At 64.4% G+C, this 26,960-nt stretch carries 22 protein-coding genes; 14 read left to right on the plus strand and 8 right to left on the minus strand.

Annotation, left to right across the window (positions count from 1 at the left end; translation table 11 throughout):
- Positions 1–3: 3 nt before the first annotated feature.
- From K3163_RS12030 to K3163_RS12045, 4 genes are read left to right on the plus strand one after another with little or no spacing between them, the layout of a single operon-like run.
- Complete coding sequence (locus K3163_RS12030; protein WP_221554376.1) at positions 4–2,544, plus strand: poly-gamma-glutamate biosynthesis protein PgsC/CapC; 2,541 nt, start codon at positions 4–6, stop codon at positions 2,542–2,544.
- Positions 2,541–3,341 (plus strand): hypothetical protein, encoded by an 801-nt coding sequence (locus K3163_RS12035; protein ID WP_221554377.1) that lies wholly within the window; start codon positions 2,541–2,543, stop codon positions 3,339–3,341. The genes K3163_RS12030 and K3163_RS12035 overlap by 4 nt, the downstream gene beginning before the upstream one ends.
- Positions 3,338–4,219, plus strand: a complete 882-nt coding sequence (locus tag K3163_RS12040) for a hypothetical protein (protein WP_221554378.1) — start codon at positions 3,338–3,340, stop codon at positions 4,217–4,219. Before K3163_RS12035 ends, K3163_RS12040 begins: the two co-directional genes overlap by 4 nt.
- Complete coding sequence (locus K3163_RS12045; protein WP_221554379.1) at positions 4,216–8,382, plus strand: hypothetical protein; 4,167 nt, start codon at positions 4,216–4,218, stop codon at positions 8,380–8,382. The genes K3163_RS12040 and K3163_RS12045 overlap by 4 nt, the downstream gene beginning before the upstream one ends.
- Positions 8,383–8,391: 9 nt before the next feature.
- Here K3163_RS12045 and K3163_RS12050 read toward each other — a convergent pair whose 3' ends face one another.
- Together K3163_RS12050 and K3163_RS12055 are read right to left on the minus strand one after the other, a co-directional pair.
- Positions 8,392–9,285, minus strand: coding sequence for a hypothetical protein (locus K3163_RS12050; RefSeq protein WP_221554380.1), 894 nt, complete (start codon positions 9,283–9,285; stop codon positions 8,392–8,394).
- 36 nt (positions 9,286–9,321) lie between these two features.
- Complete coding sequence (locus tag K3163_RS12055; RefSeq protein ID WP_221554381.1) at positions 9,322–10,875, minus strand: sensor histidine kinase; 1,554 nt, start codon at positions 10,873–10,875, stop codon at positions 9,322–9,324.
- A 412-nt stretch (positions 10,876–11,287) separates the two neighbouring features.
- On the opposite strand from K3163_RS12055, the gene K3163_RS12060 reads away from it, so the two are divergent.
- From K3163_RS12060 to K3163_RS12070, 3 genes are read left to right on the plus strand one after another with little or no spacing between them, the layout of a single operon-like run.
- Positions 11,288–12,361: a peptidylprolyl isomerase gene (locus K3163_RS12060; RefSeq protein ID WP_221554382.1), complete on the plus strand. Its 1,074-nt coding sequence runs from the start codon at positions 11,288–11,290 to the stop codon at positions 12,359–12,361.
- Positions 12,358–12,675 (plus strand): DUF1905 domain-containing protein, encoded by a 318-nt coding sequence (locus K3163_RS12065; RefSeq protein WP_221554383.1) that lies wholly within the window; start codon positions 12,358–12,360, stop codon positions 12,673–12,675. Before K3163_RS12060 ends, K3163_RS12065 begins: the two co-directional genes overlap by 4 nt.
- Positions 12,672–13,121, plus strand: a complete 450-nt coding sequence (locus K3163_RS12070; RefSeq protein ID WP_221554384.1) for a hypothetical protein — start codon at positions 12,672–12,674, stop codon at positions 13,119–13,121. Before K3163_RS12065 ends, K3163_RS12070 begins: the two co-directional genes overlap by 4 nt.
- On the opposite strand, the gene K3163_RS12075 is transcribed toward K3163_RS12070, so the two are convergent.
- From K3163_RS12075 to K3163_RS12090, 4 genes are all read right to left on the minus strand, one after another.
- The gene (locus K3163_RS12075) at positions 13,118–13,483 is read right to left on the minus strand and encodes a VOC family protein (protein ID WP_221427670.1); all 366 of its coding nucleotides are present in this window, start codon (positions 13,481–13,483) and stop codon (positions 13,118–13,120) included. The two genes, K3163_RS12070 and K3163_RS12075, sit on opposite strands and share 4 nt — an antisense overlap.
- A complete protein-coding gene (locus K3163_RS12080) occupies positions 13,480–15,573 on the minus strand; it encodes a RelA/SpoT family protein (RefSeq protein WP_221554385.1) in 2,094 nt (697 codons plus the stop codon). Before K3163_RS12080 ends, K3163_RS12075 begins: the two co-directional genes overlap by 4 nt.
- A 49-nt stretch (positions 15,574–15,622) precedes the next feature.
- Positions 15,623–16,606, minus strand: coding sequence for a hypothetical protein (locus K3163_RS12085; protein WP_221554386.1), 984 nt, complete (start codon positions 16,604–16,606; stop codon positions 15,623–15,625).
- A gap of 92 nt (positions 16,607–16,698) precedes the next feature.
- Positions 16,699–18,624, minus strand: coding sequence for a M1 family metallopeptidase (locus K3163_RS12090; protein WP_221554387.1), 1,926 nt, complete (start codon positions 18,622–18,624; stop codon positions 16,699–16,701).
- Positions 18,625–18,803: 179 nt separating this feature from the next.
- Here K3163_RS12090 and K3163_RS12095 point away from each other — a divergent pair, with 179 nt between their 5' ends.
- The 4 genes from K3163_RS12095 (at position 18,804) to K3163_RS12110 (ending at position 22,321) form a co-directional block, all read left to right on the plus strand.
- Positions 18,804–19,694 carry a glycoside hydrolase family 16 protein gene (locus K3163_RS12095; protein ID WP_221554388.1) on the plus strand — a complete coding sequence of 297 codons (891 nt, stop codon included), beginning with the start codon at positions 18,804–18,806 and terminating at the stop codon, positions 19,692–19,694.
- Between the two features lie 73 nt (positions 19,695–19,767).
- Positions 19,768–21,210: a cytochrome ubiquinol oxidase subunit I gene (locus K3163_RS12100; protein WP_221554389.1), complete on the plus strand. Its 1,443-nt coding sequence runs from the start codon at positions 19,768–19,770 to the stop codon at positions 21,208–21,210.
- On the plus strand, positions 21,210–22,205 hold the full coding sequence (gene cydB, locus K3163_RS12105; RefSeq protein ID WP_221427664.1) for a cytochrome d ubiquinol oxidase subunit II: 996 nt from the start codon (positions 21,210–21,212) through the stop codon (positions 22,203–22,205). The genes K3163_RS12100 and cydB overlap by 1 nt, the downstream gene beginning before the upstream one ends.
- Entirely contained in the window at positions 22,205–22,321 is a 117-nt protein-coding gene (locus tag K3163_RS12110) for a DUF2474 domain-containing protein (RefSeq protein ID WP_221554390.1), read from the plus strand. Before cydB ends, K3163_RS12110 begins: the two co-directional genes overlap by 1 nt.
- A 37-nt stretch (positions 22,322–22,358) precedes the next feature.
- Here the strand turns inward: K3163_RS12110 and K3163_RS12115 are convergent, their stop codons facing one another.
- Both K3163_RS12115 and hemF read right to left on the minus strand, forming a co-directional pair.
- On the minus strand, positions 22,359–23,216 hold the full coding sequence (locus K3163_RS12115; RefSeq protein WP_221554391.1) for a Rieske (2Fe-2S) protein: 858 nt from the start codon (positions 23,214–23,216) through the stop codon (positions 22,359–22,361).
- Complete coding sequence (hemF, locus tag K3163_RS12120; protein WP_221554392.1) at positions 23,207–24,064, minus strand: oxygen-dependent coproporphyrinogen oxidase; 858 nt, start codon at positions 24,062–24,064, stop codon at positions 23,207–23,209. The genes K3163_RS12115 and hemF overlap by 10 nt, the downstream gene beginning before the upstream one ends.
- Positions 24,065–24,109: 45 nt before the next feature.
- Between hemF and pdeM the strand changes: the two genes are divergently transcribed.
- From pdeM to K3163_RS12135, 3 genes are all read left to right on the plus strand, one after another.
- Entirely contained in the window at positions 24,110–24,811 is a 702-nt protein-coding gene (pdeM, locus tag K3163_RS12125; protein WP_221427660.1) for a ligase-associated DNA damage response endonuclease PdeM, read from the plus strand.
- 100 nt (positions 24,812–24,911) lie between these two features.
- Complete coding sequence (gene infC / locus K3163_RS12130; protein ID WP_090477735.1) at positions 24,912–25,430, plus strand: translation initiation factor IF-3; 519 nt, start codon at positions 24,912–24,914, stop codon at positions 25,428–25,430.
- 248 nt (positions 25,431–25,678) lie between these two features.
- Positions 25,679–26,833 (plus strand): DUF547 domain-containing protein, encoded by a 1,155-nt coding sequence (locus K3163_RS12135; RefSeq protein ID WP_221554393.1) that lies wholly within the window; start codon positions 25,679–25,681, stop codon positions 26,831–26,833.
- Positions 26,834–26,960 lie beyond the last annotated feature (127 nt).

Here is a 26,960-nt window from a genome sequence, read left to right on the forward strand (position 1 = left end):
GCGATGACGATCCCCATATTCCCCGAAGGTGGGCTTGCCAGCTCGGTGATCACCACCGTCTGGGTGGGCGTGTTCGTCGTCTGCTTCTTCAACCTTCGCTTCGGCTGGGTCCTCTCCGGCCTCGTCGTGCCCGGCTATCTCGTGCCGCTCGTGATCCTCAAGCCGCTCGCGGCGGGCGTGATCATTCTCGAGGCCGTGATCACCTATCTGATCGTCTACGCCTTCTCGGAAAAGCTGGGCCGGGGGCGATGGCACAGCGTCTTCGGGCGCGACCGCTTCGTTGCGCTGGTCATCGCGAGTATCGCGGTGCGCCTCACGATGGATGGATGGCTGCTGCCGCTCCTTGCCGACTGGCTCGGCGACCGTGTCGGGCAATTCGACTGGCGCAACAACCTCCAGAGCCTCGGTCTCGTGATCGTCTCGCTGCTGGCGAACCAGTTCTGGAAGCCGGGCCTCGTGCGCGGTCTGTTCGCGGCACTGGTGACCACCGGGATCGCCTATGTCATCGTGCGCTTCGGACTGATGGAGTTCACGAACTTCCGGATCAGCGGGATTTCTTACCTCTACGAAGGGCTTGCCAGCTCGATCCTCGCCAGCCCCAAGGCCTATATCATCCTCACCATTACCGCGATGCTCGCGAGCCGGATGAACCTGAAATACGGGTGGGATTTCTCGGGCGTGCTGATCCCTGCCCTGATCGCACTCCAGTGGTACCAGCCGAGCAAGATCCTCACCTCGTTCATCGAGGCCGGCGTGATCTATGCCGTCGCCAGCCTGGTGCTGCGCACGCCGATCTTTGCCAACACCACGATCGAGGGCGCACGCAAGATCCTGCTCTTCTTCAACATCGCTTTCGTCTACAAGCTGCTGCTCGGCTATGCGGTCGTGGCGTTCTCGATCGACATCAAGATGACCGACCTGTTCGGTTTCGGATACCTGCTGTCCACGCTCATCGCGATCAAGGCGCACGACAAGAACATCTTCCCGCGCCTCCTGCGCTCGACCCTGCAGGTCTCGCTGGTCGGCGCGGCGCTGGGCAATATCGCGGGTTTCGCGCTTTCGGCTGCCGTACCCGGCGTGGCGCGTGGCTTCAGCGAACTGGCGAGCCCGACGGCGGAGAGGCGCGGCCGCTATGCAGCCCTCGCGCTGGCCGCGGCGACGGGTGATGCGCACTTGCGCGATATCCGCGGCACGGGCGCGGAGCTTGCCGCCGGCGATGCTGCCGAGCTCGGCCGGCTGATCGCGCTGGTCGAGGCCAATGCCGGATCCCCGTTCCTGCGCGAAACATACGAAGCCGCCGGCTGGAACATGCGCGCGCTGAGCGATGACCGCCTGCTGATCCAGAGGGCAGACGGTTTCGGGCGCGATGCCCTGGTCTTCTACAGCATGGCCGAGAACGATATTTCGGTGATCGTGCCAGATCCCGCAGCCGCGCCGGGTCTCGCCATGGCAGCGCTCGAACTGCGCGAGCAGCAGGATGCGCGATGGGTCGTGATCGGCTCGCCGCTCGGCCCGACCGGGCGCGCCGAGCGCAGCCTCGTGTCGGCTTTCGCCAATGCCAGCTCGACGAGGCCCGTGGTGCTGATCGCGGGCGAGGATGACGATGGTCCGGGACAGTTGACACTCGCCGGACGCGCCGCCGCCGCGCTCGACCTGATAGCCCTCCGCACGGCCCTGCCCGGTATCGAAGTCGACTTCGGTGCGCCGCCAGCGCGCTACGCGGAACTTGTCGCGAGCGACGCAGTGACGCTGGCCCTGCGCCCCGAGGGCGTGAATGCCCTGCTCGCCTCCGAGCAGCCGCAGATCGGCGCTCCGGCTGCATGTACCGTGGAAACAGTTACGGCTAAGGAGGACATTCTCCTCGTCGAACTCGCATATCTGCGTTTCGAAGTGTTCGAGCCGCTGCTCGCCGCGCTCGACCGGGGAGAGCGCCCAGACCTCGCCATAGCCAATGCCGACCTGCTCGATTTCAAGCTCGAACGCTGCGCGATGGACGACACGCCTGCGTGGAAACTCGCCGCCGCCGACGGGAGCAGCGGGACCTTCTTCATTGCGGAGGATGCAGGAAACGATTTCGTCCTCCAGGCCAATGCAGGCCAGTCGACCACAGTCGCGCTCGGCAGGACGCTGCTGGCAAGGTCCGGCGCGGCAGCACTTCTCGTTGCGCCCGATGTGGGCAGCACGTCGGACAGCCAGCGCAGCAGCTTCGGAGTCGCTACCGAGGCGTTGCTGCGCGCTTCCGATAGCGACACCGGAGCAAGGCTCGCCCAACTGCGCGAGGCACGTGGCAAGGATGCCCTGATGCCGGACGGCGCATCGCTCGTGATCGCGCCGGATGTGTTCTCCGGAGATGGCTCGTCGGCCGAACCCTTCGTGACCCTTGCCCGTGCTGCCGGTCTTACACCTGCCGTTTCGGACCGCTCGCGCCGCCTGTCCGCCTTCGAAGCCGGACGCAATCGCAGCCTTCGCGTGCTCGACCTCGTCGAAGGTGGCCGATACGCCATCTTCTGGACACCGGACCCGTCCGTGGAGGCGGTACGGTGACGTTCAGCCTTACCCAGATCGGGCGGATCGTCATCGCCATCCTGCTGCTCCTTGCAGCAGGTCTCTTCGTTGCATCGAACGATCGATTGAGCGCAGGCGCAGCAAGCCTGCTCGGCGGCGGCGGGGTCAACCGGGTCGACGATGCGCGCCGCACGATGGTCTACCGGCTCGATCCGACACGCGGAACGGTCTTCACATTCACCGGTGAACGCCAGCAGGTGAGGCTCCTCTCCTCGGTCGGGATCGCGGCGGATGCGCCCACCGATACCCAAGGCTGGATCTACGGTTATCGTATCACCTTCCTCTCCGGCACCGGAAACATCCTCGGCGAATACGACATCTATTCGCAGGCAATGCTCCCCGAGATGATGGAGGAAGGTGGCCCGCTTCGTTTCCTGCGCATGTCGGACGAGAGGATCAGCACGCCCGATGAAACCTTCATCGAGGCTCCGGCAGGAACAGCACGGACCTCGATCGTCGCGCTCGATGCGGACGAGGGGGTGACCGGCATCGACGTCCGCGTCTACGAACGCCAGCCGCTCACCGATGCGGGCGCAATGGTCGCCTTCCTGCGGCGCAGTCCGGGAGAGCAGAGGCAGCTCACCAGCGGATCCGCCTTTCCGCCCGACACGCTCGGCGAGAACGAGATGCGGACAGTTGCCCGCAAGAGCTGGCGCCCGATCGGTCCGGGCGGCATTGCGGGAGAAGCCTACGATCTCGTGGTGATCTACGAGGTCGACCCCGAGGATGACGAGCCACAGGAAGAAGTCGAAGCGGAGGCGCCGGTCGCGCCATGACGGTGATAACGCGCCCTCGTGTCCTGCTCGCAAGCATCATGATCATTTCCGCAGCCCTTGCCGCCCTTTATTTCGAGCCACTCTCGCGGGCGATCGGCATCGCCAATCCCGATGCCGTTGCCATGCACGAGGCGCGCATCGAATTCGCCCGCGCGATCGAGGCACCGCGCTCGGAAGACTGGCACGGAGCGCTGCGCAAACAGGGCCTCAGGCCGTCGGTTATCGACGACCCGATCCCCGCCACCCGCATCGAGGAAATCGACGAGGATTGCGTTGGGCGCGGGTCCTACCTGCTCTCGCATAGCGAAGGCGCCCGGCCGATCCTGATGTCCGCCCCGCATCGCGGCTTTGACCGGTACACGGGCACGCTCGCGCTGCAGCTCGTCGGCGAAGGGGGGCTCGCCGCCGGAGCCTGGAATTCGGCACCGCGAAAGGCGCGGAAGGCTTGCCGGAATGCCGCCGATCTCGCGCGCAGCCCGCTCAACCATTTCACTGCCTTTTCTCTCGCCTTTTCGGACGCCTATCCTGCCGGCCGCATCGTCCAGCTCCACGGATTCGACCGTAGCGTGCGCCAATCGCAGGCAGGCGCCGAGGCCGACGTAATCCTGAGCAACGGCACGGAAAATGCCGGCGAGAACCTGTTCGATATCGCCGATTGCATGAGCGCGAGCTTCGCGCGCCGCAACGTGCTCGTCTATCCCAACGACGTACGTGAACTGGGTGCCCTCACCAATGCCCAGGGACAGGCGCTGCGCGAAGACGGTTTCGGCAGCTTCGTCCACGTCGAACTCTCGCTCTCCCTGCGGCGCGAACTCGTCGATGATCCCGAAGCGCGGCGAGCCTTTCTCGGGTGCCTATCGATCGGCATCGCCGGGTGAGAGAGATCGAGCGCCTCTACCGGCAGGGGCTCGTTGCGAGCACCAACCCCATGCGCGCGCGCCTCGATGCGGACCTGATGGAGGCGCTGGAGGCGTACGGAATCCGTCACGGATCGGAAGCCGAGAGCCCGGGTGAACTGATCGCGATCCCGGCAGGCTTCGCCGCCGAACAGCTCGACCGTCTCGCGCAGTTGCAGCAGGCGCGGCAGGCCTTTGCAGTGCGGTACGACAAGGCGCTTGACGATCGCGAGAGAAACGCTGCGATCCTGCAGTTTGCCGAAGTCATGGGAGCCACCGGGTCGCAGGCCCGTTCCGATGCGCGCTATGTCGGCGAGCCCTTCGATATCGATGCGGTCCTCGAGCGTTTCCGCAGGCGGCGCGGCCAGTGCGAACGCGCGCTCAGCTTCGCTGCCGAGAGACTGGCGGCAATGGCCACCAGCGTTCAGTCGCACATGGACATGGCCGACTGGCACGTCGCCCTCTCAACCCACGCTGCGCCGGCGCTAGAGCGGCTGCGCGCCCATGACGGCGATCCGCGCGTGCGCGCTGCCGCCTATCGCTGCCTTGCGCGCCTCGGTCAGGCGGCGGAGCATGCACGCGACAATTTCTGGATCGACGCCTCGCTGCGCGACGTCAGGCGCGCCTCGCTGGACAATTCCGAAGATTGCTGGGTTCAGTGCGAAGCGCTCGAGGCCCTTTTCAGGCTCGATCCCAAGTCGGTCGACGGCATCCTCGAACGACGTCTCGCGGCCCCGAGCACCAACGGGGCCACTCTGGTCGACGACAACCGCATATTCGTCCGCCGCAGGATCGCCTTCCTGTTGGCGACACACCTCGCCGAGAACCGACAGCTGGAAGCGCATCACGCCAATATCTCGAGAGACGAGGATGGCGCGGTCAGGCAGGCCGTCGCCGAGAGCCTTCCGTTCATGCCGCGCGACATTGCGCGCAGCACTGCAAGCCTGCTGGTCAAGGACTTCGACGCGCAGGTCAGGGCAACCTTGCTGGCGCGCGTCGGCTTGCTTGCCCCCACGCTCGGCGGACAGGAAACGCTCGATCTCATCCTCGAACTGCTCGACGACGATGACGACGAATTCGTCACCCGTTGCGCGATCGCGGCGAGCGGCGAGTTCGTCGACTGGGCCATTGCGGGGGACGAGGCCGAGACGCGGAATTGGGCGAAGGCGCTTCGGGGCCAGCTCGGAAATATCCGCCAGTCGGAGGCCAAGCCGCGCGTGCGCCGCTGGGCGGGCGAGGCAAGCGAGAGGATCTGGCTCGCCTGCAGCGAGGAAGGCCGCGAAGTCGCTGCCATCCTGCTCGATGCCGCGCACCGGACAAGCGAGGGCAAGACGAATCGCCTGCCCGAGATCGCACCTTTCCTCGCCAAGGACGAAGCGCTGGTCGGGCGCGTCATGGCAGTGCTCGCACAGCAGGATTTCGGCCTCTCGCTGAGCAAGGGAAAGGTCCCGCGCCTGACCCGCGGCGAGGTGTTCGAGCGGCGCATCTGGCGCACGCTGTACGAGCTGAAACAGGGTGCGACCGACAAGCGGCAGGCGTTCTACCACACCATCGGACGCGTCTTCCGGGGCACGGTCATTGCTCCGTCCGCGCATCTTGCCGAACTCGCGCCGACAGCCGTTCCGGGAGAGCCGCTGCACATCGCGTCGGACGGTGGCTGGCGCAATTACATCCCCCTGCCCGACCTTGCCCTTTCGGTCGTCGACGAGGGCGAAGAGGCGCGCATCTACACCAGCGAGGGCATCACCACGCTGTCTCCGCCCAAGGGACTGAAAGAGCGCTTCAGGATCTGGTGGCAGGTGACGCGTAATTTCGCCGAGTTGGCGGAACTGAGGAACACTGACCCGCGTGCCTATGTCGAACGGCTGACCAAGCTCGGCCTTGCCATCGAGCACGAGCCCTACCCCGAGGAGGAAGCCGACAAGGCCGGAGCGGCGCAGGACCCGGGCGTCACCCGGCTGTTCGATGTCGCAGGGGTGATCATGGTTATCCCGCTCCTGTGGGACGAGGTCGCAGCCTATGTCGCGACGGTCTACGAGAACTCGCTTCTCGAGCTCGCGATCTTCCTGCTTATCCTCGCGCTCTATTTCTTCGGGCGGCACGTCTGGAAGGCATATCGCGTCCGGCAATACCGGCGCAGCATTGCCCTTTCGCTCGGTGGTTGGGGCACGCGCGGCAAGTCGGGCACGGAACGCTTGAAGGCGGCGCTGATGAACTCGCTCGGCGCGCCACTGGTCTCCAAGACAACCGGCTGCGAGGCGATGTTCCTGCTCGGCGAGCCCTATGGCGATCTCACCGAGCTGTTCCTCTTCCGGCCTTATGACAAGGCGACCATCTGGGAGCAGGCCGACCTGCTTGCGATCGCCGAGGGCGTTGGTGCGCGCAGCTTCCTGTGGGAATGCATGGCGCTCAATCCCAGCTTCGTGAAAATCCTCCAGCGCGACTGGATGAAGGACGATATCGCCACCATCACCAATACCTTCCCCGATCACGAGGACGTGCAGGGTCCGGCGGGCCGCAACGTGGCCGAGGTGATGTGCGAATTCGTGCCCGAGAATTCGATCCTCGTGACCTCCGAGGAAGAGATGCTCCCGTTGCTGGAAGCGCGCGCGCAGAGCTTCGGCACGCGGGTCGAAACCGTGGGCTGGCGCGATGCAGGCCTGCTGCACAAGCGCCTGCTCGACCGCTTCCCCTATTCCGAGCACCCCAACAATATCGCGCTGGTCAATTCCATGGGCCGCGAGCTCGGGCTCGACCGGGATTACTGTATCAAGGAAATGGCCGACCGCGTGGTGGCCGACCTCGGCGTGCTCAAGGTCTATCCAAGGGCCGAAGTCGACGGCGCGACGCTGGAATTCGTGATGGGCATGTCCGCGAACGAGCGCTTCGGTGCGATGGGCAACTGGACGCGGATGGGCTTCGCAGATCACGATCTCTCGAGCGATCCGGGCGTGTTCGTGACCACGGTGGTCAACAACCGTGCCGACCGCGTCCCGCGCTCGCGCGTCTTCGCGAGCATGATCGTCAACGACATCAGCGCCGACCGGCACTTCCTCATTGGATCGAACATCGAGGGCCTGCTCGATTTCATCCATCAGGAGTGGGACGATTACGCCGCCGCGATCGACCTCGCCGCTGCCGAGGGAGGGACAGAAGAGGCGTTCGATGCGCTCATGAAGCGACATCGCATCCCGCGTTCGCGCAAGGAGATCGAGTGGCGCCTCACCGCCATGCTCATCGAGCAGGGAGAGCACGATACCGCGTCCCATATCGCCGCATGGAAGAAGGGCGACCTGGACGCTTCGCTCGCGGAAAAGCTCGCCCCCGATATCGCTGCGCGGATGTCCGCACATATCGCATTGCTCGACGAGCGGCTCGAGACCTGCCTGGAACTGCGCGGCATGCTCGACGGGGACCTCGATGCGCTGCACGCGAGGCTTCGCGACGTGCTGCGCGAACGCTTCCTCTCCAGCCTCGTGCCGGTGCGCGATTACTATACCAAGGGCGATACGCTGGTGCGGCAGATCGCGCGCGAGACACCGCCCGGCCTACATAACCGGATCATGGGCCTGCAGAACATCAAGGGCACCGGGCTCGACTTCGTCTACACTTGGCAGGCCTGGGACGCGGTCCATGCGGCCTGCGAGGCTCTGGCGGGAGACGATCCGGAAGGCGTTGAGGCAGGCCTCCAGACGCTTTCCGGCTTTCAGGAGTTCAATGCGCTCGCCGAGGCAAAAGTCCGCACGACCATCGCCGAGGTCGAGGCACGCGGGACCATCACCGATGCCAGCGCCGCACGCTCGCTTGCCGCGATTGTCGAGCGGATGGACGACCAGCTCAGCCGCCGGAAAGCCGATTTCGAGAACCGCTCCGACCAGGACGAAACCAAGAAGGGCGGCTCGATCGCTTCGTGGCTCACCGATTTCAGCGAGGGCTTCCTTGATGCGAGTGACGCAATCCGCAGGCGCAAGGCGGCAGAGCGGGTCTATCGCGCGGTCATGGCAGAGCAGATCAGCTGCGCCCGCGCCGCGCTCGAGCTCAAGCGCCTGACGATAAGGCAGAAAGGTGGCTGGCTGAGCGGTTGGCTGACCGAAACCGGCAATCGCCTGCGCGACCTGCCGGCACGCTTTGCGCGCAAGGGCTAGGCCCCGGCCCTAGAAGCGGTAGCCGACCTCGAGCGAGAGGCGCGGCGTGTTGCCGTCGAAACGCTCGTCATTGCTCTTGCGCATTTCGTATCCGGCACGACCGCGCCCGAAGAGCCCGGTCGCACGGCCGTAATCGACACCGACCTGCGGCGTAATCGCATTGTCCTGCCGCGTCGCGCCCGTCGCGTCGCCGCGAGCAATGCGGCCAGGGAACTTCCAAGTACGGACGTCGACGCTGGCGCGGCCGCGGAACATACGGCTGACGGGATGGCTGTATTCGACCGAACCAGAGATGCGGTTGTAGTCGCGCTCGTCATCGGTGCTGTCGATCGTATCGGCAAAGCCGCCGACACGTACCCAATGATATGAGCCGAGACGGCGGTTGTAATGCCCGCCGAAGCGTGTGCCCGTGCCGTCGGCCGGGATAAGCTGGTCGTATTGCCGCTTGCGATATTCGCCATAGGCCTGGAAGCGGTTGCCGTCGGCTTCCCATTTCACCTGCGCGCGGGCGCGCTGCTGGTCGGCAGACAGGGCTTCGACGAAGACGAGGTTCTGCGAATAGACACCGCGCAGCGAAATCTCGAAATCATCGCCGAAATCGCGCGCGATCCCGATCTCGCCCTGCAGGACCTGGCGGTTCTCGCGCTCCTGGTCGAGATACTGGAAGATGCCGGCAGAACCCTTGGCCCAGAAGCGCAGGATGCTGAAATCCTTCTCGCCGCGCAGCGATACGTCGGCGCCGAAACCGGAGCTGTCGAACTCGTCGTTCTGGAGAATGTCGCGTTTGGCGGCCACGCCGCGCGTCGAGACCGAACCGGTGAATTCGCTGTCGGCAAGGGCGGGCTCGCTGGCGAGCAGGCTCGCTGCGATGACCGGAAGGGCGATGATGCGGACGGCGTTCAAGGTGGGATACTCCGGGATTTCTCGGCGCGGCGCGCCTCAGGCGCTCAGCATCACGCGCAAATTGTCCAATTGTTCGACATCGACGCTTTGGGGCGATGTCCTCAGGCGGTCGTCCAGCTCGCTGCAGCGCGTCCCGAGATCGGCCTCGCCGAAGAAGGAGGCGACACCGGCAATCTGGTGCAGCTGGCGGGCCAGGTCTTCGAGCGAGCAGCCTTCGAGCTCGCCGGAGGCCACGGCCTTGTCGATGGCCATGAGGGCAAGCGCCTTGCGCTCGGCAAAGCGGCGCGAAAGGCCGGCGCTCGGCTGCGCGGCCGGTTTTGCGTTTTCGGCTGCAGGCGATGCCTTGAGCCATGTGTCGAGAGCGGCGGCCAACGCCTGGAGCTCGAGTGGCTTGGCAAGCGAGGCCTGCATTCCGGCATCACGGCTCTCGGCTGCGTAATCGCTTCCGACATCTGCCGAGAGCGCGAGGATCGGCAGCTTATCGGCCCCGATCCCTGCCTCGCGAATGGCTATCGCCGCGGCAAATCCATCGAGAACGGGTAGTCGGCGATCCATCAGGACGAGGTCGAAAGGCTCGCCCGCCTGCTCGGCGCGGCGCACCTGCTCGATCGCCTGCCTGCCGTCCGCGACGATCTCGGCCTGGTAGCCAAGGCGGTGGAGCAGGCCGCGTGTGACCTGCTGGCTCACCGGATCGTCCTCGGCGACGAGAATGCGCGCTGACTGCATCCTGGCGGGTACGAAACCGACCTGCGCGGTTCCCTGCTCCGGGCATTCGGGCGCTTCTGCCGCCGTCAGCGGCAGGGTGATCGTGAAGGTCGAGCCGACGCCCGGCTCGCTCGCGACCGAAATCGTACCGCCGAGCAGTTCGGCAAGCTGGGCGCTGATGGTCAGGCCGAGTCCGCTGCCGCCGTAGTGACGATCGGTGTCATTCTCTGCCTGGGTGAACTTCTCGAAAATGCGATCGAGCTTGTCGGCGGCGATCCCGATGCCGGTGTCGGTGACTGCGATGCACAGGGCCTTGCCGCCGTCCGCCTTGCGCGCGGTGACGTCGATCCTGCCGCTATGCGTGAACTTCACGGCATTGCCGAGGAGGTTGAGAATGATCTGGCGCAGGCGGGTGGGGTCGCTTTCGACCCACTCGGGCACATCGTCCTCGACTGCCAGCTCGAGGGCCACGCCCTTGCGCGCCGCAACCGGCGTCATCATCGTGAGAGCTGCGCCGAGCTTCTGGCGCAGGTCGAAGCTTTCGGACGCCACGTGGACCCGCCCCGCCTCGATCCGTGCATTGTCGATGAGGTCGTTCAGCATCGCGAGCATGGCGCGACCGGAATCGGCCAGCATTTCCAGATTGCAGCGCTTTTCCTCGTCGAGATCGCCTGCAAGCAGCACCTCGGTGAAGCCGATCACCCCGTTCATGGGCGTGCGGATTTCGTGGCTCATGTCGGCAAGGAAGGAGGCTTTCGCCTCGACCGCCGCATCGGCACGCGCGCGTTCCGCGGCAACTTTCTGCGCTGCGCGGCGCGATTGCTCGAACAGCCAGAAGATGAGAGAGCCGACGACTACGGCATTGGCGATCCAGAAGGCTGCCATCCCTTCGCTTCCCTGCAGGAAACGGTATGCTGCGAAGGCCGCAAGCCCGTAAATCGCGCCTGTAAAAACGGCAGCAGCGATGCTTCGGGAAACGGCATGGCCGCCCGGGAAAGGTCGCTGAAGAAGTGCACCCGTCTTCATATCCTTACCCCCATCGCAGTATATGGTTAACATTCTGATAGTGACGGGATCGTCCGGAAACTGCGCCGCCGTGGGTAATCCCGAAGGGCGTTTGCGACGAACCGAGGGAACCGGCTACGTATGGTCGGCGTAATTATGCTAAGCCTGCAGAGGTCGCGGTGCTGCGCGGAATGGCATTCCCTGCGAACACCGCTACAGAACCCCTTCCCGCCCTTAAAAACGCGTGGGAGGGGGTTTTTCTTTGGGCAAAGCGCTGGCAGTGTCCTTGCCCATGACCAAGCACCTGATTTCGCTAGCCGCTGCGCTGGCCCTCGCCGCTCCTCTCGCCGCACAGGATGAGAATTCGCGCTCAAGTAGCGAAGCGGTAGCGCAAACGAATATTCCCGCGCCCAGTCCCAACCAGATCGTCGAACAGGCCGATGCGGAAGAATGGGTGCCCATTGCGCCAGAGGATCTGCTGGTGATGACGCTGGCACCGGACGCCGAGGGCAACGAGCGCAAGGTCGTGATCCAGCTGATGCCCGCGCCGTTCAGCGAGGCCTGGACCGCCAACATCCGCACCTTCGCGCGCAGCGGCTGGTATGACGACATCACCGTCAACCGCGTGCAGGACAATTACGTCGTCCAGTGGGGCGATGCGAATTACGACAATCCGGAATCCGAAGGGGAACCGAAGGAACTTCCAGCCGGTCTCGGAAAGACGGACGAGAACGACTACGCGGTGTCCTTCGAGGACGCGGATCAGCAATTCGTCGGAAGGCGACAATTCCGTATCTTCTGGGAAAATTTTCGTGAGGCGAACGGGCTTTCGGTCAATGACGTCTATCGCTCCTCACATGACGACCGGCAAAAGTTCAGCGACGACGCGTATGCGCGCGCCTGGGCTTTCCATGAAGGCTGGCCCTACGCGACCGACCTCAAGGAGGCCTGGCCGATCCATTGCTACGGCATGGTAGGCGTGGGGCGTAACTATTCCCCCGATGCGGGAACAGGGGCGGAACTGTACACGGTCATCGGCCATGCTCCGCGCCACCTCGATCGCAACATCGCGCTGGTCGGACGGATTGTCGAAGGGATCGAGCACCTTTCGTCCTTGCCGCGCGGCAAAGGTCAGCTCGGGTTCTACGAAGACGAGAGCCGCCGCAAACCGATCCTTACCGTGCGCGTGGCGAGCGACCTGAACGCGGCCGAACAACCGCTGTTCGAGTATCTCGACAGCGGGAGCAAGACTTTCGCTCGGTATGCAGAAGCGCGCGCAAACCGCCGCGATCCGTTCTTCAACGTGCCTGCGGGTGGCGCCGATGTCTGCAACGTGACCGTGCCGATCCGCCGCGTGGCCGAGTGAGCGAGAGCCTTGCCTGCACCCTCCCCCTGCGCCGCTGGCAGGGGGATCGCGGGACCTATCACCTCGTCACGATCACCGGCGAGGCGGCCGAGGCCGTCGCGGCCCATGCGCTGCTGCAACGGCTCGAATTCGGCAAGCAGCGCGGCTTCGGCTCGGTGAAGGTCATGGCCAGCGTCGGTCGGACGATATGGAAGACCTCGGTCTTCCCGCAGCGCGAAAAATCCGGGTGGGTACTGCTGGTCTCGAAGAAAGTGATGCGTGCCGAGGACCTGGCCGAAGGCGATCCTGTCGAGCTGGAGCTTGAGCTGCTGTGAGCGGGGGCCAACATCACCGGCGTCTGGCCTGGATTACGGCTGGCGGCCTGGCACTTGCCTTGGTCTTTGGCATTTCCGGTGTTGCGCTGCCTCCAGGGGAAACCCTCTGGCACCTGATCGCCGCACCCGAGGAAGATGGCGGATGGAAATTCGAGACCATCGACGGCGTAGATGTCCGCAAGGACGGTTATTCGCTCGGTATTCGCTGGGGAAGGATTGTCGGCTTCCATGATGGCTGCAACGGATGCGGCTTCGACGACGAGTTGCCTTCCGGGGCTTCAGATCGAATGCTCGTTTGTACGCTGCAGGCATGCCCGGAGCGGCCCAATGACATATTATTCGGCCGCTTCGCCTATGGTTCGCCCGAGATGGAAGTGAACGGCGAGCGCCTGATACTTACCTTGCCGGGTCACCGCGCGGAACTGGTACGCGCCAGCCGCGACTAGAGCTTTTCCATCAGCTCGATGCGGTTGCCGAAGGGATCCTGGATGTCACCGCGGCGGTAGCCTTCGAGCGGCTTTCCTTCCTTGAATCCGACCCCGCAAGCCTCGAGCTTCGCCACGAGCGCGCCAAGGTTTTCGACCAACAGCGCGGGATGCGCGCGGCGCGCGGGAAGGAAGGCATCCTCCACGCCGCAGTGGATCGTGATCCCCTCGCCTTCGAACCAGCAGCCTCCGTTAAGCGCGAGATGCGCGGGCTTGGCGACTTCCTTGAGCCCCATGACGCCGCCCCAGAAATCGCGCGCATGCGGCTCGCCGCCATGCGGCATGGCGAGCTGGACGTGGTCGATACCGGTGAGAAGGCTCATGCGCGCTCTGCCTGTGCGATGGCATCGCTGGCGCGCAGCGCGCTGAGTATGCGGGTGAGGTGCGCGAGGTCGGCCACTTCGAGGTCGACCTCGTAAGTGGTGAAGGGGTGGTCGAGCTGGGTCTGCTCGAGGCTTTTCACGTTCACCGCGTTCTGCGCGAAGATGCCCGCCATCTCGGCGAGCGTACCCGGCCGGTCGTAAAGCGTCACGCGCAGGCGGCCCACCGCCCCGCGCGAACGGCGACCCCATGAAAGGTCGAGCCAGTCGCTGTCGATGCCCGTTGCGAGCTTGTGGCAATCGATCGCGTGCACCTCGACCGCCTTGTCCTGCTGGCGAAGCCCCACGATGCGGTCGCCCGGCACGGGGTGGCAGCATTCGGCAAGCGTGTAGCCCACACCCGGTGTCAGGCCGCGGATCGACAGGCTCTTGCCGCTGCGCAGCCACTCGTCGTCCTCGTCGGCCATGCCCTCTGTGCAGCCGGGCACCAGCGCTTCCATCACGGCGCGGTCGGTAATATTCGCGGCGCCGATGGCGTAGAACAGGTCTTCCGGCTCCTCCATCTCGAGCCGCTTCAGGGCATCGCGCAGCGCCTTCTTGCCGATCCTGGCAGGGACGCGCGTTACGATCTCGTCATAGAGCTTCTGGCCGAGATCGGCGATCTCGCTGCGCTCCTTCAGACGCACCGCACGGCGGATCGCGGCGCGAGCCTTGCCGGTAACGACGAAACCGAGCCAGCTCATCTGCGGCTCGGCATTCTTGCCCTTGATGATCTCCACCACATCGCCATTGCCGAGCTGTGTGCGCAGCGGCATGTGGCGCCCGTTGATCTTCGCGCCCACGGTCTGCGCGCCGAGATCGGTGTGCACTGCGAAGGCGAAATCCACCGCGGTCGAGCCCTTGGGCAGCTGGTGCAGCGCGCCCTTGGGCGTGAAAGCGAAAATGCGATCCTGGTAGATCGCCATGCGCGTGTGTTCGAGCAGCTCTTCGGGATCGTGGCTGGCATCGACGATTTCGATCAGGTCGCGCAGCCAGCCCACCTGGCCATCGGGCCGCTCGTCCTGCTTGTAGGCCCAGTGCGCCGCCAGCCCGAACTCGTTGGTGCGGTGCATTTCGCGGGTACGGATCTGAACCTCGACGCGCATCGACTTGCCGTAGATCAGCGAGGTGTGAAGGCTGCGGTACCCGTTCGTCTTGGGCGTCGAGATGTAGTCCTTGAACTTGCCCGGAAGGAACTGCCACGTCGTGTGCAGGACACCCAGCGCGCGATAGCAATCGGCGACATCGTCGCAGATCACGCGGAAGGCCATGATGTCGGTCACCTGCTCGAAACTGACGTGGCGTTCGGCCATCTTGCGCCAGATCGAATAGGGGTGCTTTTCGCGGCCCGACACCTCGACGCTGAGACCCGCCTCGGCAAGCGCATGCTTCATGTCGAGCGCGATGGCATCGACCTGCCCGCCGTCCTGGTCGCGGATCTGCTGCAGGCGCTTGGTGATGGTGGCGAAGGCCTCGGGTTCGATATGCTCGAAGGCGAGCAGCTGCATCTCGCGCATGTACTCGTACATGCCGACGCGCTCTGCCAGCGGCGCGTAGATCTCCATCGTCTCGCGCGCGATGCGCTGGCGCTTCTCCGGCTTCTTGATGAAGTGCAGCGTGCGCATGTTGTGCAGCCGGTCACCCAGCTTCACCAGCAGCACGCGGATATCCTCGCTCATAGCGAGCAGGAACTTGCGCAGGTTCTCCGCCGCGCGCTCGTTCTCGGGCATCTGCTCGATCTTCGAGAGCTTGGTGACGCCATCGACCAGCCGCGCGACGTCCTTGCCGAAATTGGCCTCGATATCCTCGATCGTGGCGAGCGTGTCCTCGACCGTATCGTGGAGCAGCGCGGTGGCGATGGTCTCCTGGTCGAGCTTGAGGTCGGTCATCAGGCCGGCGACTTCGACCGGGTGGCTGAAATAGGGGTCGCCGCTGGCGCGGGTCTGCGTGCCGTGCTTCTGCACCGTGTAGACATAGGCACGGTTCAGCATCGCCTCGTCGGCGTCGGGGTCGTATTCGAGGACCCTTTCTACGAGTTCGTACTGGCGCAGCATCTCTCAGCCACGATGTGGCCAAAGCGTGCTGCAATGCAACGCAAAAATCTCAGAATTTCTGTTCGAGGGCCTCGATGAACGGTGCCGGCTGGTCGAGACGGAAGGCAACGCGCTCGATCAGGCGGGTGCGCCCCATGAAGCCGCTGTGCTCGAGCGGGCGCTTGAGCTTCAGGATAATGTTGGGATGCGAAAGGATCGCGGCGTTCAGCACATCGGGCCGTTTCGTCTCGGGATCGCTGATCGAAGGCTCTATGCGCTCGATCGCGTCCAAGGGCACGCGCATGTCGATCAGCCAACCCGAGCGCACCCGCACGTGGCCTGCCTCAAGCAGGATCGGGTAAAGGCGGAAGGCCTTCATCAGCGCGACGATGAACAGAGCGCCCCAGATGCCGAGCGCGAGCAGCACCAGTGCAGCGGTCTCGCTCCAGTGACTGACAAGCAGGTCAACGACGACGATCTCGATCAGCTGGAGCACGAGGAAGGTCGCGATCATCGGATTGATCACGCGGTGGTAGGCAAAACCTTGCGCACCTGGCGGGACATCGGGCGCCTCGCCCCAGCGCAGCAGCGCGAGGCGAAGCATCGCGAGTTCCTTCGCCGCAAACCCAACCAGCTGCGGCGGGAATACCTGTTCCGCGGCAGACGCAAGTGAGCGACCGCGCCTTACATCACGAACGAGCACCGAGACGCTCCAGCCGGCCCAAGCCAGCACCGTCAGCCCCATGGCCATTGCGACGGCCTGCATATCGAACAGCGCCTCGCGAACCGGTGCCGCTGCGCCGATCGTCGCGACGATGCAGCCTGCGGCAAGCGCGCCGAGGAGGGCGCGAATGCCGGGTCGGTTCTTCGGCGCCTTGGCGATCAGGGCGAGCGCGAGCGCGTCCGCGCAGAGCCACAGGAAAAGGAGCGCGGCAGTGCGCGGGTGCTCGGCGGCAAGCGAAGTATGGGTCGCGAACCGTCCCGCAAGGATGGCGAGAAACGGGAGGAAGAAAACCGCGGCCCTGCCGCCAAGTGCCCGAACGGAAAGCGCCACCAGCTATCTCCCTCTTTTGCCAGGAGGGAGATACCGGCCCTGGCGCTTTCCGGCAATCGCAAGCGCTGCACGCTTTCGTGCAGCGCGCGCAATCATTCGCTGGCGAGCACCCTGTCGACGCCCGCGCGCGTCACCGCGTGATAGCTGTCGCGTGTTTTCGCATAGATGCGCGTTGCGATCGGGCGGCCCCACTCGCCTTCGTTCCAAAGCACTGCGAAGAGCGGGCGGACGAACTTGGCGCGGCCGACGCGGGCAAGGAATTCCTCGGCCTGCGGGACAGCGGGTTCGTAACGGTTCTCCAGCGCCATCTCGAGCCACAGGAAGAGGATCTCGTTATTGCCGGTCTGCGACAGCCCCAGCGCCTGATCGAGCGCTGACAGCTGGTCTGTCGAGAGTTCTGCCGGCAGGTTGTCGAGGAAGCGCATCTGTTCGGCGGCTGTCCAGCCGGCATAGGCAGCGGGCATGTGGCCGGATGCCTTGTACTCCGACACGGCCGCATCGACTTCGGCGAAGGCTGCCGGATCGGGCTTGGCGACATTGATCGGGAGGCCCGGCGCGAAGATCCAGTCGCGCAGCATCAGTGCCTCGGCCTCGGCATCGCCGGCCACGAGGTTGGCCATCATGTCCTCATAGAACATCTCGCTCGTCGCGGGCTGGAATGCGTGGTTGTCGAACCACTGGCGCAGCCATGCATCGAACCGCTCCCTGCCGGTGATGCGCTCGACCGTGCGCAGGAAGAATGCGCCCTTGTCGTACGCGATCGCGCTGCCGAGCTGGTACTCGCCATCGGTAGCAAGCGCCGTGCCGGGAGCATCCGCTCCGACCTCGGCCAGTACCTCCTGAATATTGGCGTACATCAGCGCTGCTTCCTGTTCGGCGCGCTTCTTTCCGTAGACCGCCTCGACGATGCGGTTCTCGAAATAGGTGGTGACGCCTTCGTTGAGCCAGCTGTCGCCCCACACCGCATTGGTGACGAGGTTGCCCGACCAGCTGTGCGCCAGCTCGTGCGCGACGAGGCCGTTGTTCGAGCGGTCGCCCGCGATGAAGGTGGGCGTGAGAAAAGTCATCACCGGGTTCTCCATCCCGCCGTAAGGGAAAGCGGGCGGCAGGATGATCATGTCGTAGCGGCCCCAGCGATATTCGCCGTAAAGCGCCTCGGCAGCGACAACCATCTCCTCTGTATCGGCGACTTCGGCATAGGCGCGCGGCAGAACCGAAGGCTCCGCCCAGACGCCGGTACGCGGGCCGATCGCGCGGAAGTCGATGTCGCCGGCGGCGATCGCGATGAGATAGGGCGGGACGGGCTTGTCCATGACGAAGCTAAATGCGCGGCGACCGTCACCGAGGTCCTCGGGTTCGCCCTGCACCACACCGCTCATGACGACATCGAGGGGCTTGGGAGCAGTGATGCGCGCTTCCCAGGTCTGGCGGATGCCGGGGCTGTCCTGCGTCGGGATCCAGGTCCGATTGAGGATCGCCTGTCCCTGGCTGAAGAGGAAGGGATGGACCTTGCCCGCGGTCTGCTCGGGGGTGAGCCACTGCAGCGCTGCCGCATCGGGCGCGGCGGCATAGGTGATCACGATCCGGCGCGGGCTTCCGGCTTCCTTGCCGATGGCGATCGAGACCGGGAGGCCCTTGCCTGTCTCGCCGGTGCCGTCACCCGTGTGGAAGTAGAGCGGCTGTCCTGCCGCATCGGTGACCGCAGTGATCTGCAGCCCGTTGCTGTCGAGCACCAGCTCATCGGCGTCCTCGCCTGCAGCAATGTCGAGGGTCGCAGTGCCGCCGATCGCCTTGGCGTCGAAGTCTAGCTCGAGATCGAGCGCGACGTGTGTGACACGCGCGACCTGCGGTTGCGCATAGGTCAGCGTGTCCAGCGCTTCGGGGCCCGTCAGGATGGGAGAGACCATCGGCTCCGGAATGGCAGTCGAGACGACCGGTTCGCTCGTCGCGCCCGTGCAGGCTGCGGTGGCGAGCAGGAGGGCAAGGCCGGAGGCCACTTTCGAAATGGGGCGACGCATGGTTGTTCTCTTTCCGATTGATGGCTCGCCCCGGACGGGCGATGCGATTTTGACTCGGCGCGCTCTATCGACCATCCCGGCACAGCTTTCTACCCTGCGCATTGAATACCTACCCAAGCACTTTCAAAACGCGCCACTTTGCGTATTGATAACGTTCACAACGACCCGGAGAGGCCCAGATGAACCGTTTTTCGACCCTTGCCCTGACCTGCGCCCTTGCGCTGGGTACTGCTGCCTCGGCGCATGAACACGCTGTCGGCGATGCGCTGGCCGACGCCATGACGCCGGAACGCGAATTGCTCTTTGCCGACGAATTCGATGCAGGCAGCCTCGACCGCGACAAGTGGATCGTCATCGGCACCGATTTCTGGGTCAACAACGAGCAGCAGGCCTATATCGATGATCCCTCCACCATCGCGTTCAGGGACGGCGTCGAGGGAGCAGATGGCGGCGTCTTGGTCCTGAAGCCCGTCTTCCGTCCGGGCTTCGACCCCAAGAAGGATCGCAACGCGCCCTTCGTTTCGGGCCGGATCGAGAGCCAGGGCAAGTTCGACTTCACTCATGGCCGCGCCGAAGCGCGCATCAAGCTCCCTGACAATGTCGGCGTCTGGCCCGCCTTCTGGCTGCTCGGCAACGGCAAGTGGCCCGACACGGGCGAAATCGACATCATGGAATATGTCGGCGAGAAGGACTGGATCGGCGTGGCGCTCCACGGCCCCGGCTATTCGGGCGAAACCCCGATCGTGAACAAGTTCTTCTTCCCCGAAGGCCTCGATGTGACCGACTGGCACACCTATTCGGTCGAGTGGACCGACCAGAAAGTCGACTTCATGGTCGACGGCCATGTGCTTTACCGCGCGACCAAGCCGATGGTCGAAAACTATGGCGACTGGCGCTTCGACAACGACAAGTACCTGATCCTCAACTTCGCCATGGGCGGCGCCTATCCGTTCAAGACGAACGGGATCGAGAAGCCGTACAACGGCATTCCGCAGGAGACCGTCGACGCGGTCAAGCGCGGCGAGGTGGAAATGTTGGTCGACTGGGTCCGGGTCTACGCGCCGGAGTGACATTGCACAGAACGCAACAGGTGGTGATCGCTGGCGATTAGCGTCGGGGCGAAAGTTGCATTAGGAAGTCCTCATGTTCGAGGCTTTCGACGCACTTACGCTCGCTCGCATCCAGTTCGCCTTCACGGTGAGCTTCCACTTCTTCTTCCCGGCCTTTTCGATCGGGCTCGCGAGTTACCTGATGGTGCTCGAGGGGCTGTGGTTGAAGACCGGGAAACAGCTTTACCTCGATCTGTTCAAATACTGGCTGAAGATCTTCGCGATCGCCTTTGCCATGGGCGTCGTCTCTGGGATCGTGATGAGCTACCAGTTCGGCACCAACTGGTCGGTCTTCTCCGACGTGGCGGGGCCAGTGATCGGCCCACTGATGGCCTATGAGGTGCTTACGGCCTTCTTCCTCGAAGCCGGATTCCTCGGTGTGATGCTGTTCGGCATGAACCGCGTGGGCAAGAAGCTGCACTTCGCCGCCACCTGCATGGTCGCGCTGGGCACCTTCGTTTCGGCATTCTGGATCCTGTCGGTGAACAGCTGGATGCAGACGCCGACCGGCTACGAGATCGCGGCAAACGGCCAGTACCTGCCCGGTGAAAGCTGGTGGGACATCGTCTTCAACCCGAGCTTCCCCTACCGCCTCGTCCACACGGTGATGGCGGCATACCTGACCACCGCCTTCGTGGTCGGAGGCGTCGGAGCCTGGCACCTGCTAAAGGACCGCGCGAACCTGCACGCGCGCAAGATGTTCTCGATGGCGATGTGGATGGCAGCAATCGTCACGCCGCTGCAGATTTTCGCGGGCGACCTGCACGGGCTCAACACGCTCGAACACCAGCCGCAAAAGGTCATGGCGATGGAGGGTCACTACGACAGTCATCCCGACGGCGCGCCGCTGATCCTGTTCGGCATTCCCGACAGCGAGGCCAAGACCGTCCGCTACGCGATCGAGATCCCCAAGGCCTCTTCGCTGATCCTGAAGCACGATCCGGACGCGCCTCTCGCAGGGCTCGACACCATTCCCGATGACGAGGAGCCGCCGGTCGGCATAGTCTTCTGGTCCTTCCGCATCATGGTCGGCATCGGTTTCGCCATGCTCGGCGTGGGCCTGTGGAGCCTGTTCGCGCGCTGGCGGGGCAAGCTCTACGAATGGAGCTGGCTGCACCGCGCGGCGCTGGTCATGGCGCCTTCTGGCTTCATCGCGGTGCTGGCCGGGTGGATCACCACCGAGGTCGGCCGCCAGCCCTACGTGATCTACGGCCTGCTGCGGACCGCCGATGCCGCCAGCCCGCTCGACGCGCCGGCAGTCGCCGCATCGCTGCTTGCCTTCATCGTGGTCTATTTCACCGTCTTCGGGATCGGCGTCTGGTACATCCTGCGCCTGATGAGCCACACCCCGCATGCTGGCGAGCTGGGCGTGAAGCGCGGCGATACCGGACCGATCCGCACCGCGGGCATAACCCCGGGCCCGACCCAGAACCCGGGCCACTACGAGCCTCTGCCCGACAGCAAGGAGGACGTGTGATGGACCTCACGACGATCTGGGCCTTCATCATCGCCTTCGCCGTCTTCGCATATGTCGTGATGGACGGCTTCGACCTCGGCATCGGCATCCTCTTCCCGACGTTCGATCCCGGGCGCGAGCGCGACCGCGCGATGAACTCGATCGCGCCGGTCTGGGACGGCAACGAGACCTGGCTGGTGCTGGGCGGTGGTGGATTGTTCGCGGCCTTCCCGCTCGCCTATGCTGTCGTGCTGCCGGCGACCTATCCGCTCATCATTGCCATGCTGCTTGGGCTCGTCTTCCGCGGTGTCGCCTTCGAATACCGCTGGCGCGATCCGAACCATCGCAAGTTCTGGGACTTCGCCTTCACCGGCGGTTCGCTGATGGCGGCCATGGCGCAGGGCATGACGCTGGGCGCATTGCTGCAGGGCGTCGAAGTGGTCGACCGCGCCTATGCGGGTAGCTGGTTCGACTGGCTGACACCCTATACGCTGCTCTGCGGACTGGGGGTGGTCGCCGGATACGCGCTGCTGGGCAGCACGTGGCTGATCTGGAAGCTCGACGGCGAGGGACAGGCACATGCGCGCGGGCTTGCGTTACGCTCGGCGCGCGCGACCGTCGTACTGATGGGCGCGGTGAGCCTCTACAATGTCTTCCTCAATGCCGAGTATGCCGAACGCTGGCTGACGGCGCCGGAAATCTACTTCGCCGCTCCGGTCCCGATCCTCACTTTGCTGATCGCAGTATCGCTGATCCGTGCGATCACCCGCGATCGCAACTCCAAGCCCTTCTGGCTGTCGATCGCGCTGTTCTTCTTCGGCATGGCCGGCCTCGGCGTGACCATGTGGCCCTATGTCGTCCCGCCCGACATGACGATCTGGGACGCCGCCGCGCCCGAGCGCAGCCAGGTCTTCATGCTCATCGGGGTCGCGATCACCATGCCGCTGATCCTCGCCTACACCGCCTGGGCATACTGGGTGTTCCGCGGCAAGGTCGGCGACGAGGGCTATCATTGATGGAAGAGCCTACCGCCCCGCTCTGGAAGAGGCTGGCGTGGATGGCCGGGATCTGGGCTGCCAGCGTAGCCGTGCTCGGCATGGTGGCATGGCTGCTCAGGTTGTGGATCGCCTGACACCACTGATCCGGGCGAAGGCACGTAGCCCCCGTTATCAGGCCGCTACCACCAGCCGTCCGTCCTGCTCTTCGAGCCTCGCAAGCACAGGCAACCTGCCGCACCGCCGCCGCTCTTCCTCGCCGTCGGACAGCGCGAAGCGGTATCCGTGCCAGGGACAAACGACCGCTCCATCCTCGACAGGTGCCTTGTCCAGCGGGCCGAGCATGTGGGGGCAGAGAGCGGAATGGGCGATCCACTCGCCTTCGTGCCAGCGAATGACGAGAGGCGTTCCATCATGGTCGACGCCATTGGGTTGCGCGCGGTCCAGATCGGTGATCTCGGCGAGTACGGTGCCCGCCGACAAGTCGGAGGGAGCGCGACTGCGAAACGCGTCGAGCGCCTCCTGCCTTCCCGTCATCAGCGCCTGATCCTCGTCATAGAGCGTCGCATACTGGTGGGTCAGCGCTGCCAGCAGCATCTGCCCCTGCGCCTCGCTTTCGGGCGGCTGCGGCAGGTAGAAATTGACCGAGACCACGATACCGTCAGGGCCGTTCTCGCTCGCCTGCGTATGGATTTCGACGCCCTGCCCGAACCCCTCGACCACTGTCGTCGCCCAATAGTGGCGCGGCTTGTCGACGAGCAGTTCTACCGCCTGCGTCCCGCCAGCGTTGGGCAGCGCGGTCTTGCAACGCCAGCCCCAGCTGCCCTGTTCGACCAGCTCGATATCCGCGAAGCTCGTGGGATGCACGAAGGGAAGATGCTCCCAGTCGTAGGCATTCTCCATCATGCGGGTGAGACTGTTGGGCAGCTCGCGGCGATACTCGCCGAGGTAATAGAGCTTCTCGCGCCGATCGTAATCGACCTCGCGCGGGCGGCCATCGAAGGCCGCGCGGTCTGCTGCGGTCAGCTCCACGTCGCCTCGGGCGGGAGGCTCATCAGGATGGCATCGATATTGCCGCCGGTCTTCAGGCCGAACAGTGTGCCGCGATCGTAGACGAGGTTGAACTCCGCATAGCGCCCGCGCCATTCGAGCTGCTGCGCCTTGTCTTCCGGCGTGAACTCGCTCTCCATCCGGCGACGGACCAGCTTGGGAAAGATGTCGAGGAAGGCCTCGCCGACGTCTTTCGTGAAGGCGAGATTGCGCTCGAATGCTGCCCCGTTCTCGCATTCGAGGTGATCGTAGAAGATGCCGCCTACGCCGCGGTGCACGCCGCGGTGGGGGATGTAGAAATAGTCGTCCGCCCACTTCTTGAAGCGTTCGTAATAGGTCGGGTTGTGTGCGGCGCAGGCGGCGCGGAAGCGCGCGTGGAAATCCTCGGTGTCCTCTTCGTAGGGTAGCGGCGGGTTGAGATCCGCCCCGCCCCCGAACCATGCGGCCTGCGTGGTAAGGAAGCGCGTGTTCATGTGGACCGCGGGCACGTGCGGGTTCGCCATGTGTGCGACCAGGCTGATGCCGGTCGCGGTGAAGCCCGGGTTGTCCGGAGAAGCGCCGTTGATCGAACCGGCGAACTCGGGCGCGAAATTGCCGCGCACGGTCGAGACGTTGACGCCGACCTTTTCGAACACCTTGCCCTTCATCAACCCGCGCGTACCGCCGCCCGGGTCCTCGTTAGCTTCTTCCTCGCGCTGCCAGCTGTCGTACTGGAACGCGGCATCGCTGCCCGCCTCGCGCTCGATGCTCTCGAACTCGGCGCAGATGCGGTCGCGCAGTGTTTCGAACCAGGTACGGGCAGTATCGGTTTGGCTAGTCCAGTCGGTCATGCATAGGCCCTTGCCATTGCTGCGCGCAGGCGGCAATAGCGGCGCATGGTTCCCCTTTCGTTCGCTGGCGAGGAATGGCTCCTCACCGAAGGCCGTGCGCTTTACTGGCCGCGCGAGCGCGCGTTGCTGGTCGCCGACCTGCATCTTGAAAAGGGTAGTTTTTTCGCCGGCCACGGGCAGATGATCCCGCCCTACGACAGTCGCGAGACGCTGGAGCGAGTGGCGCTGGCCATCCGCGAGACCGGCGCGCGGCGCGTGATCACGCTGGGCGACAATTTCCACGATTCGGAAGGCTCGGCGCGTCTCGAGCCGCACGCATGCGGCATGCTGGAGGCGCTGACCAAGGCAGTCGACTGGGTCTGGATCACCGGCAACCACGATCCCGACATGGAAGCGCGCTGCGGAGGCACGCTTGCCGAAGAGCTCGAGATCGGCGGCACGATCCTGCGCCACCGCGCGAAGAAGGGCGAGACCCGTCCCGAGCTGTCGGGCCACTACCATCCGCGTCTCCAGGTGAAGGTCCGCCAGCGCATGATCCGCCGCCCCTGCGCGGTAGTGAGCGCGAACGAGGGCGCGGACGGAAAGCCTTCGGGCCGCATGATCCTGCCCGCCTTCGGGGCCTACACTGGCGGAATGAACGCCGCCGACCCGGCAATTCTCAAGGCGTTGCAGCCTGCCGACCGTATCGATGCAGTGGTTCCGGCCAAGGGAAAACTCGCCCGCTTCCCGCTTTGGAAGGCTGCCTAGTTTTCGCCACTAGCGATTTGCGGTGTTTCACCCTACATAACCACCAACACAAACGGCAGAATCAGGAGATTGCCCCATAGCCCGTCCCCCCCGGCGCAGCATGCAAATGCCCGTGAAAAGCGGCCCGCGCTACGACAACATGATCAATGTCCCCAAGGTCCGCGTGATCGATCACGAAGGCGAAAACCTGGGGGTGATGTACACCCGCGAAGCGACCGAGCAGGCCAATGAACTGGGCCTCAACCTCGTCGAAGTGAGCCCCAATGCGGACCCGCCGGTGTGCAAGTTCCTCGACGTGGGCAAATATCGCTATGAGGCGCAGAAGAAGGCGAACCTCGCGCGCAAGACGCAGAAGACCCAGGACATCAAAGAGGTCAAGATGCGCCCGAACATCGACACGCACGACTATGACGTGAAGATGCGCAACGTCGTGAAGTTCATCGAGAACGGTGACAAGGTGAAGTGCACGCTGCGCTTCCGCGGCCGCGAAATGGCGCACCAGCAGCTCGGGATGGACCTCCTCAACCGCGTGCGCGACGACGTGGAAGAAATCGCCAAGGTGGAAAGCTTCCCGCGTCTCGAAGGGCGCCAGATGCTGATGGTGCTCGCGCCGAAATAAGCGCGCTGCAAATCTCGAATTCGTAGAAGGGCGGGCCCGTTGGTCCGCCCTTTTCACTTGGGAGCCCGGAAATCCAGGCGGAAACGGCCTCTCCGACGAAAGTCATGAATTCTTGGGCTGCATCGACGAAATGCATCCAGTCATCGGCAGGCCACATTGAGTGCCTATATGGCGCCAAGTATACTTGCCGCGTTATCCAGAAGTATTTGCATCTTCAGCAATCACAGCAATTTACCAGGGACTGCATCATGAAACTCCGTTCGATCGCAACAATGGCAGCGGTTGCCGCACTGGCCAGCGCCGTTCCCGCACAGGCGCAGGTCGAACAGACCGTCTTCGTGTCCGGTACTGCTGCCGATGCGGAGTTCGACCGCTTCACCCCGCGCCCCACCGACGAAACCACCCAGATCGACTACGGCTTCTTCAACGAAGCGCTGGAGTTCATGGTCCTGCGCATGGGCCCCTCAACCCGCCAGGGTGAGCGCCGTCCCGACGCCAATCTCGGCACGCGCCGCGTCTACGGCCACGATTCCCGCGTTCGCCTCGAAGGCAACCGCGTCGTCTTCTCCTTCCTCGACGAGGCAGCAGTCGCTCCTCTGGCTGAATACCGCCGCGACCTCGAGCGTATTGCCAGCGAAACCGATATCACGCGCCTCTCGCGCAACGAGCAGCTCGCCTTCTGGATGAACCTGCACAATGTCGCGGTGATCGAGCAGATCGCGCTCAACTATCCGGCGCCTTCGCCCTCGCGGCTCAAGCTCGGTCCGGACAAGACCCCGCTCGACACGACGCGCTTCATCAATGTCGCCGGAGTCGCGATGAGCCCGCGCGACATCCGCACCAAGATCGTCTTCCCGAACTGGAACAGCCCGGATGTGATCTACGGCTTCTTCCGCGGTGAAGTCGGCGGCCCGTCGATCTGGCGCCGTGCCTACACCGGCCAGAACATCAACGAACTGCTCGACATCTCGGCGAAGGAATTCGTGAACTCGCTGCGCGGCGTCGAAGCCTACGGCAGCAACCTGCTCGTCTCGGCGATCTACGAGGAGGCAGCCCCGTTCTACTTCCCGCAGATGGGCGCAGACCTGAAGGCCCACCTTTCGAGCCATGCGCAGGAAGATGTGCAAGGCCTGATCGCGAGCAAGCCCGGCGTGAAGGTCAACACCTATGTCGACACGGTCGCGGACCTTGCCGGCGGTGAGCGCGAGCCGGTCTACAACACCATCCTGAGCGACGGTAATGCACAAGGTACGCGCATCACACCCTCGATCGCACGCCTCATGATCGAACGCGGCGAGAAGCTCGAGAAGCTGCGCCGCGAAGGCCTGCTGCGCGGCCGTGTCATCGTGCTGCCGCCGACCGGCGCTGAAGAAACGCCGCCGCCTGCTCCCGAAGTCGAGTAATCGAGGCCGAGCCGGAGGCGTCGAAACCGTCTCCGGCACGGTCGACGCCGCTACCGCAGCCATTCTCTACGGACCGAAAAGCGGCGGCTTCCAGAAGGTATCGCCTTGGTAAAACCTGCCCTGTGAA

Origin of the sequence: Qipengyuania xiapuensis, from assembly GCF_019711395.1 — a bacterium.
GTDB classification, from domain to species: domain Bacteria; phylum Pseudomonadota; class Alphaproteobacteria; order Sphingomonadales; family Sphingomonadaceae; genus Qipengyuania; species Qipengyuania xiapuensis.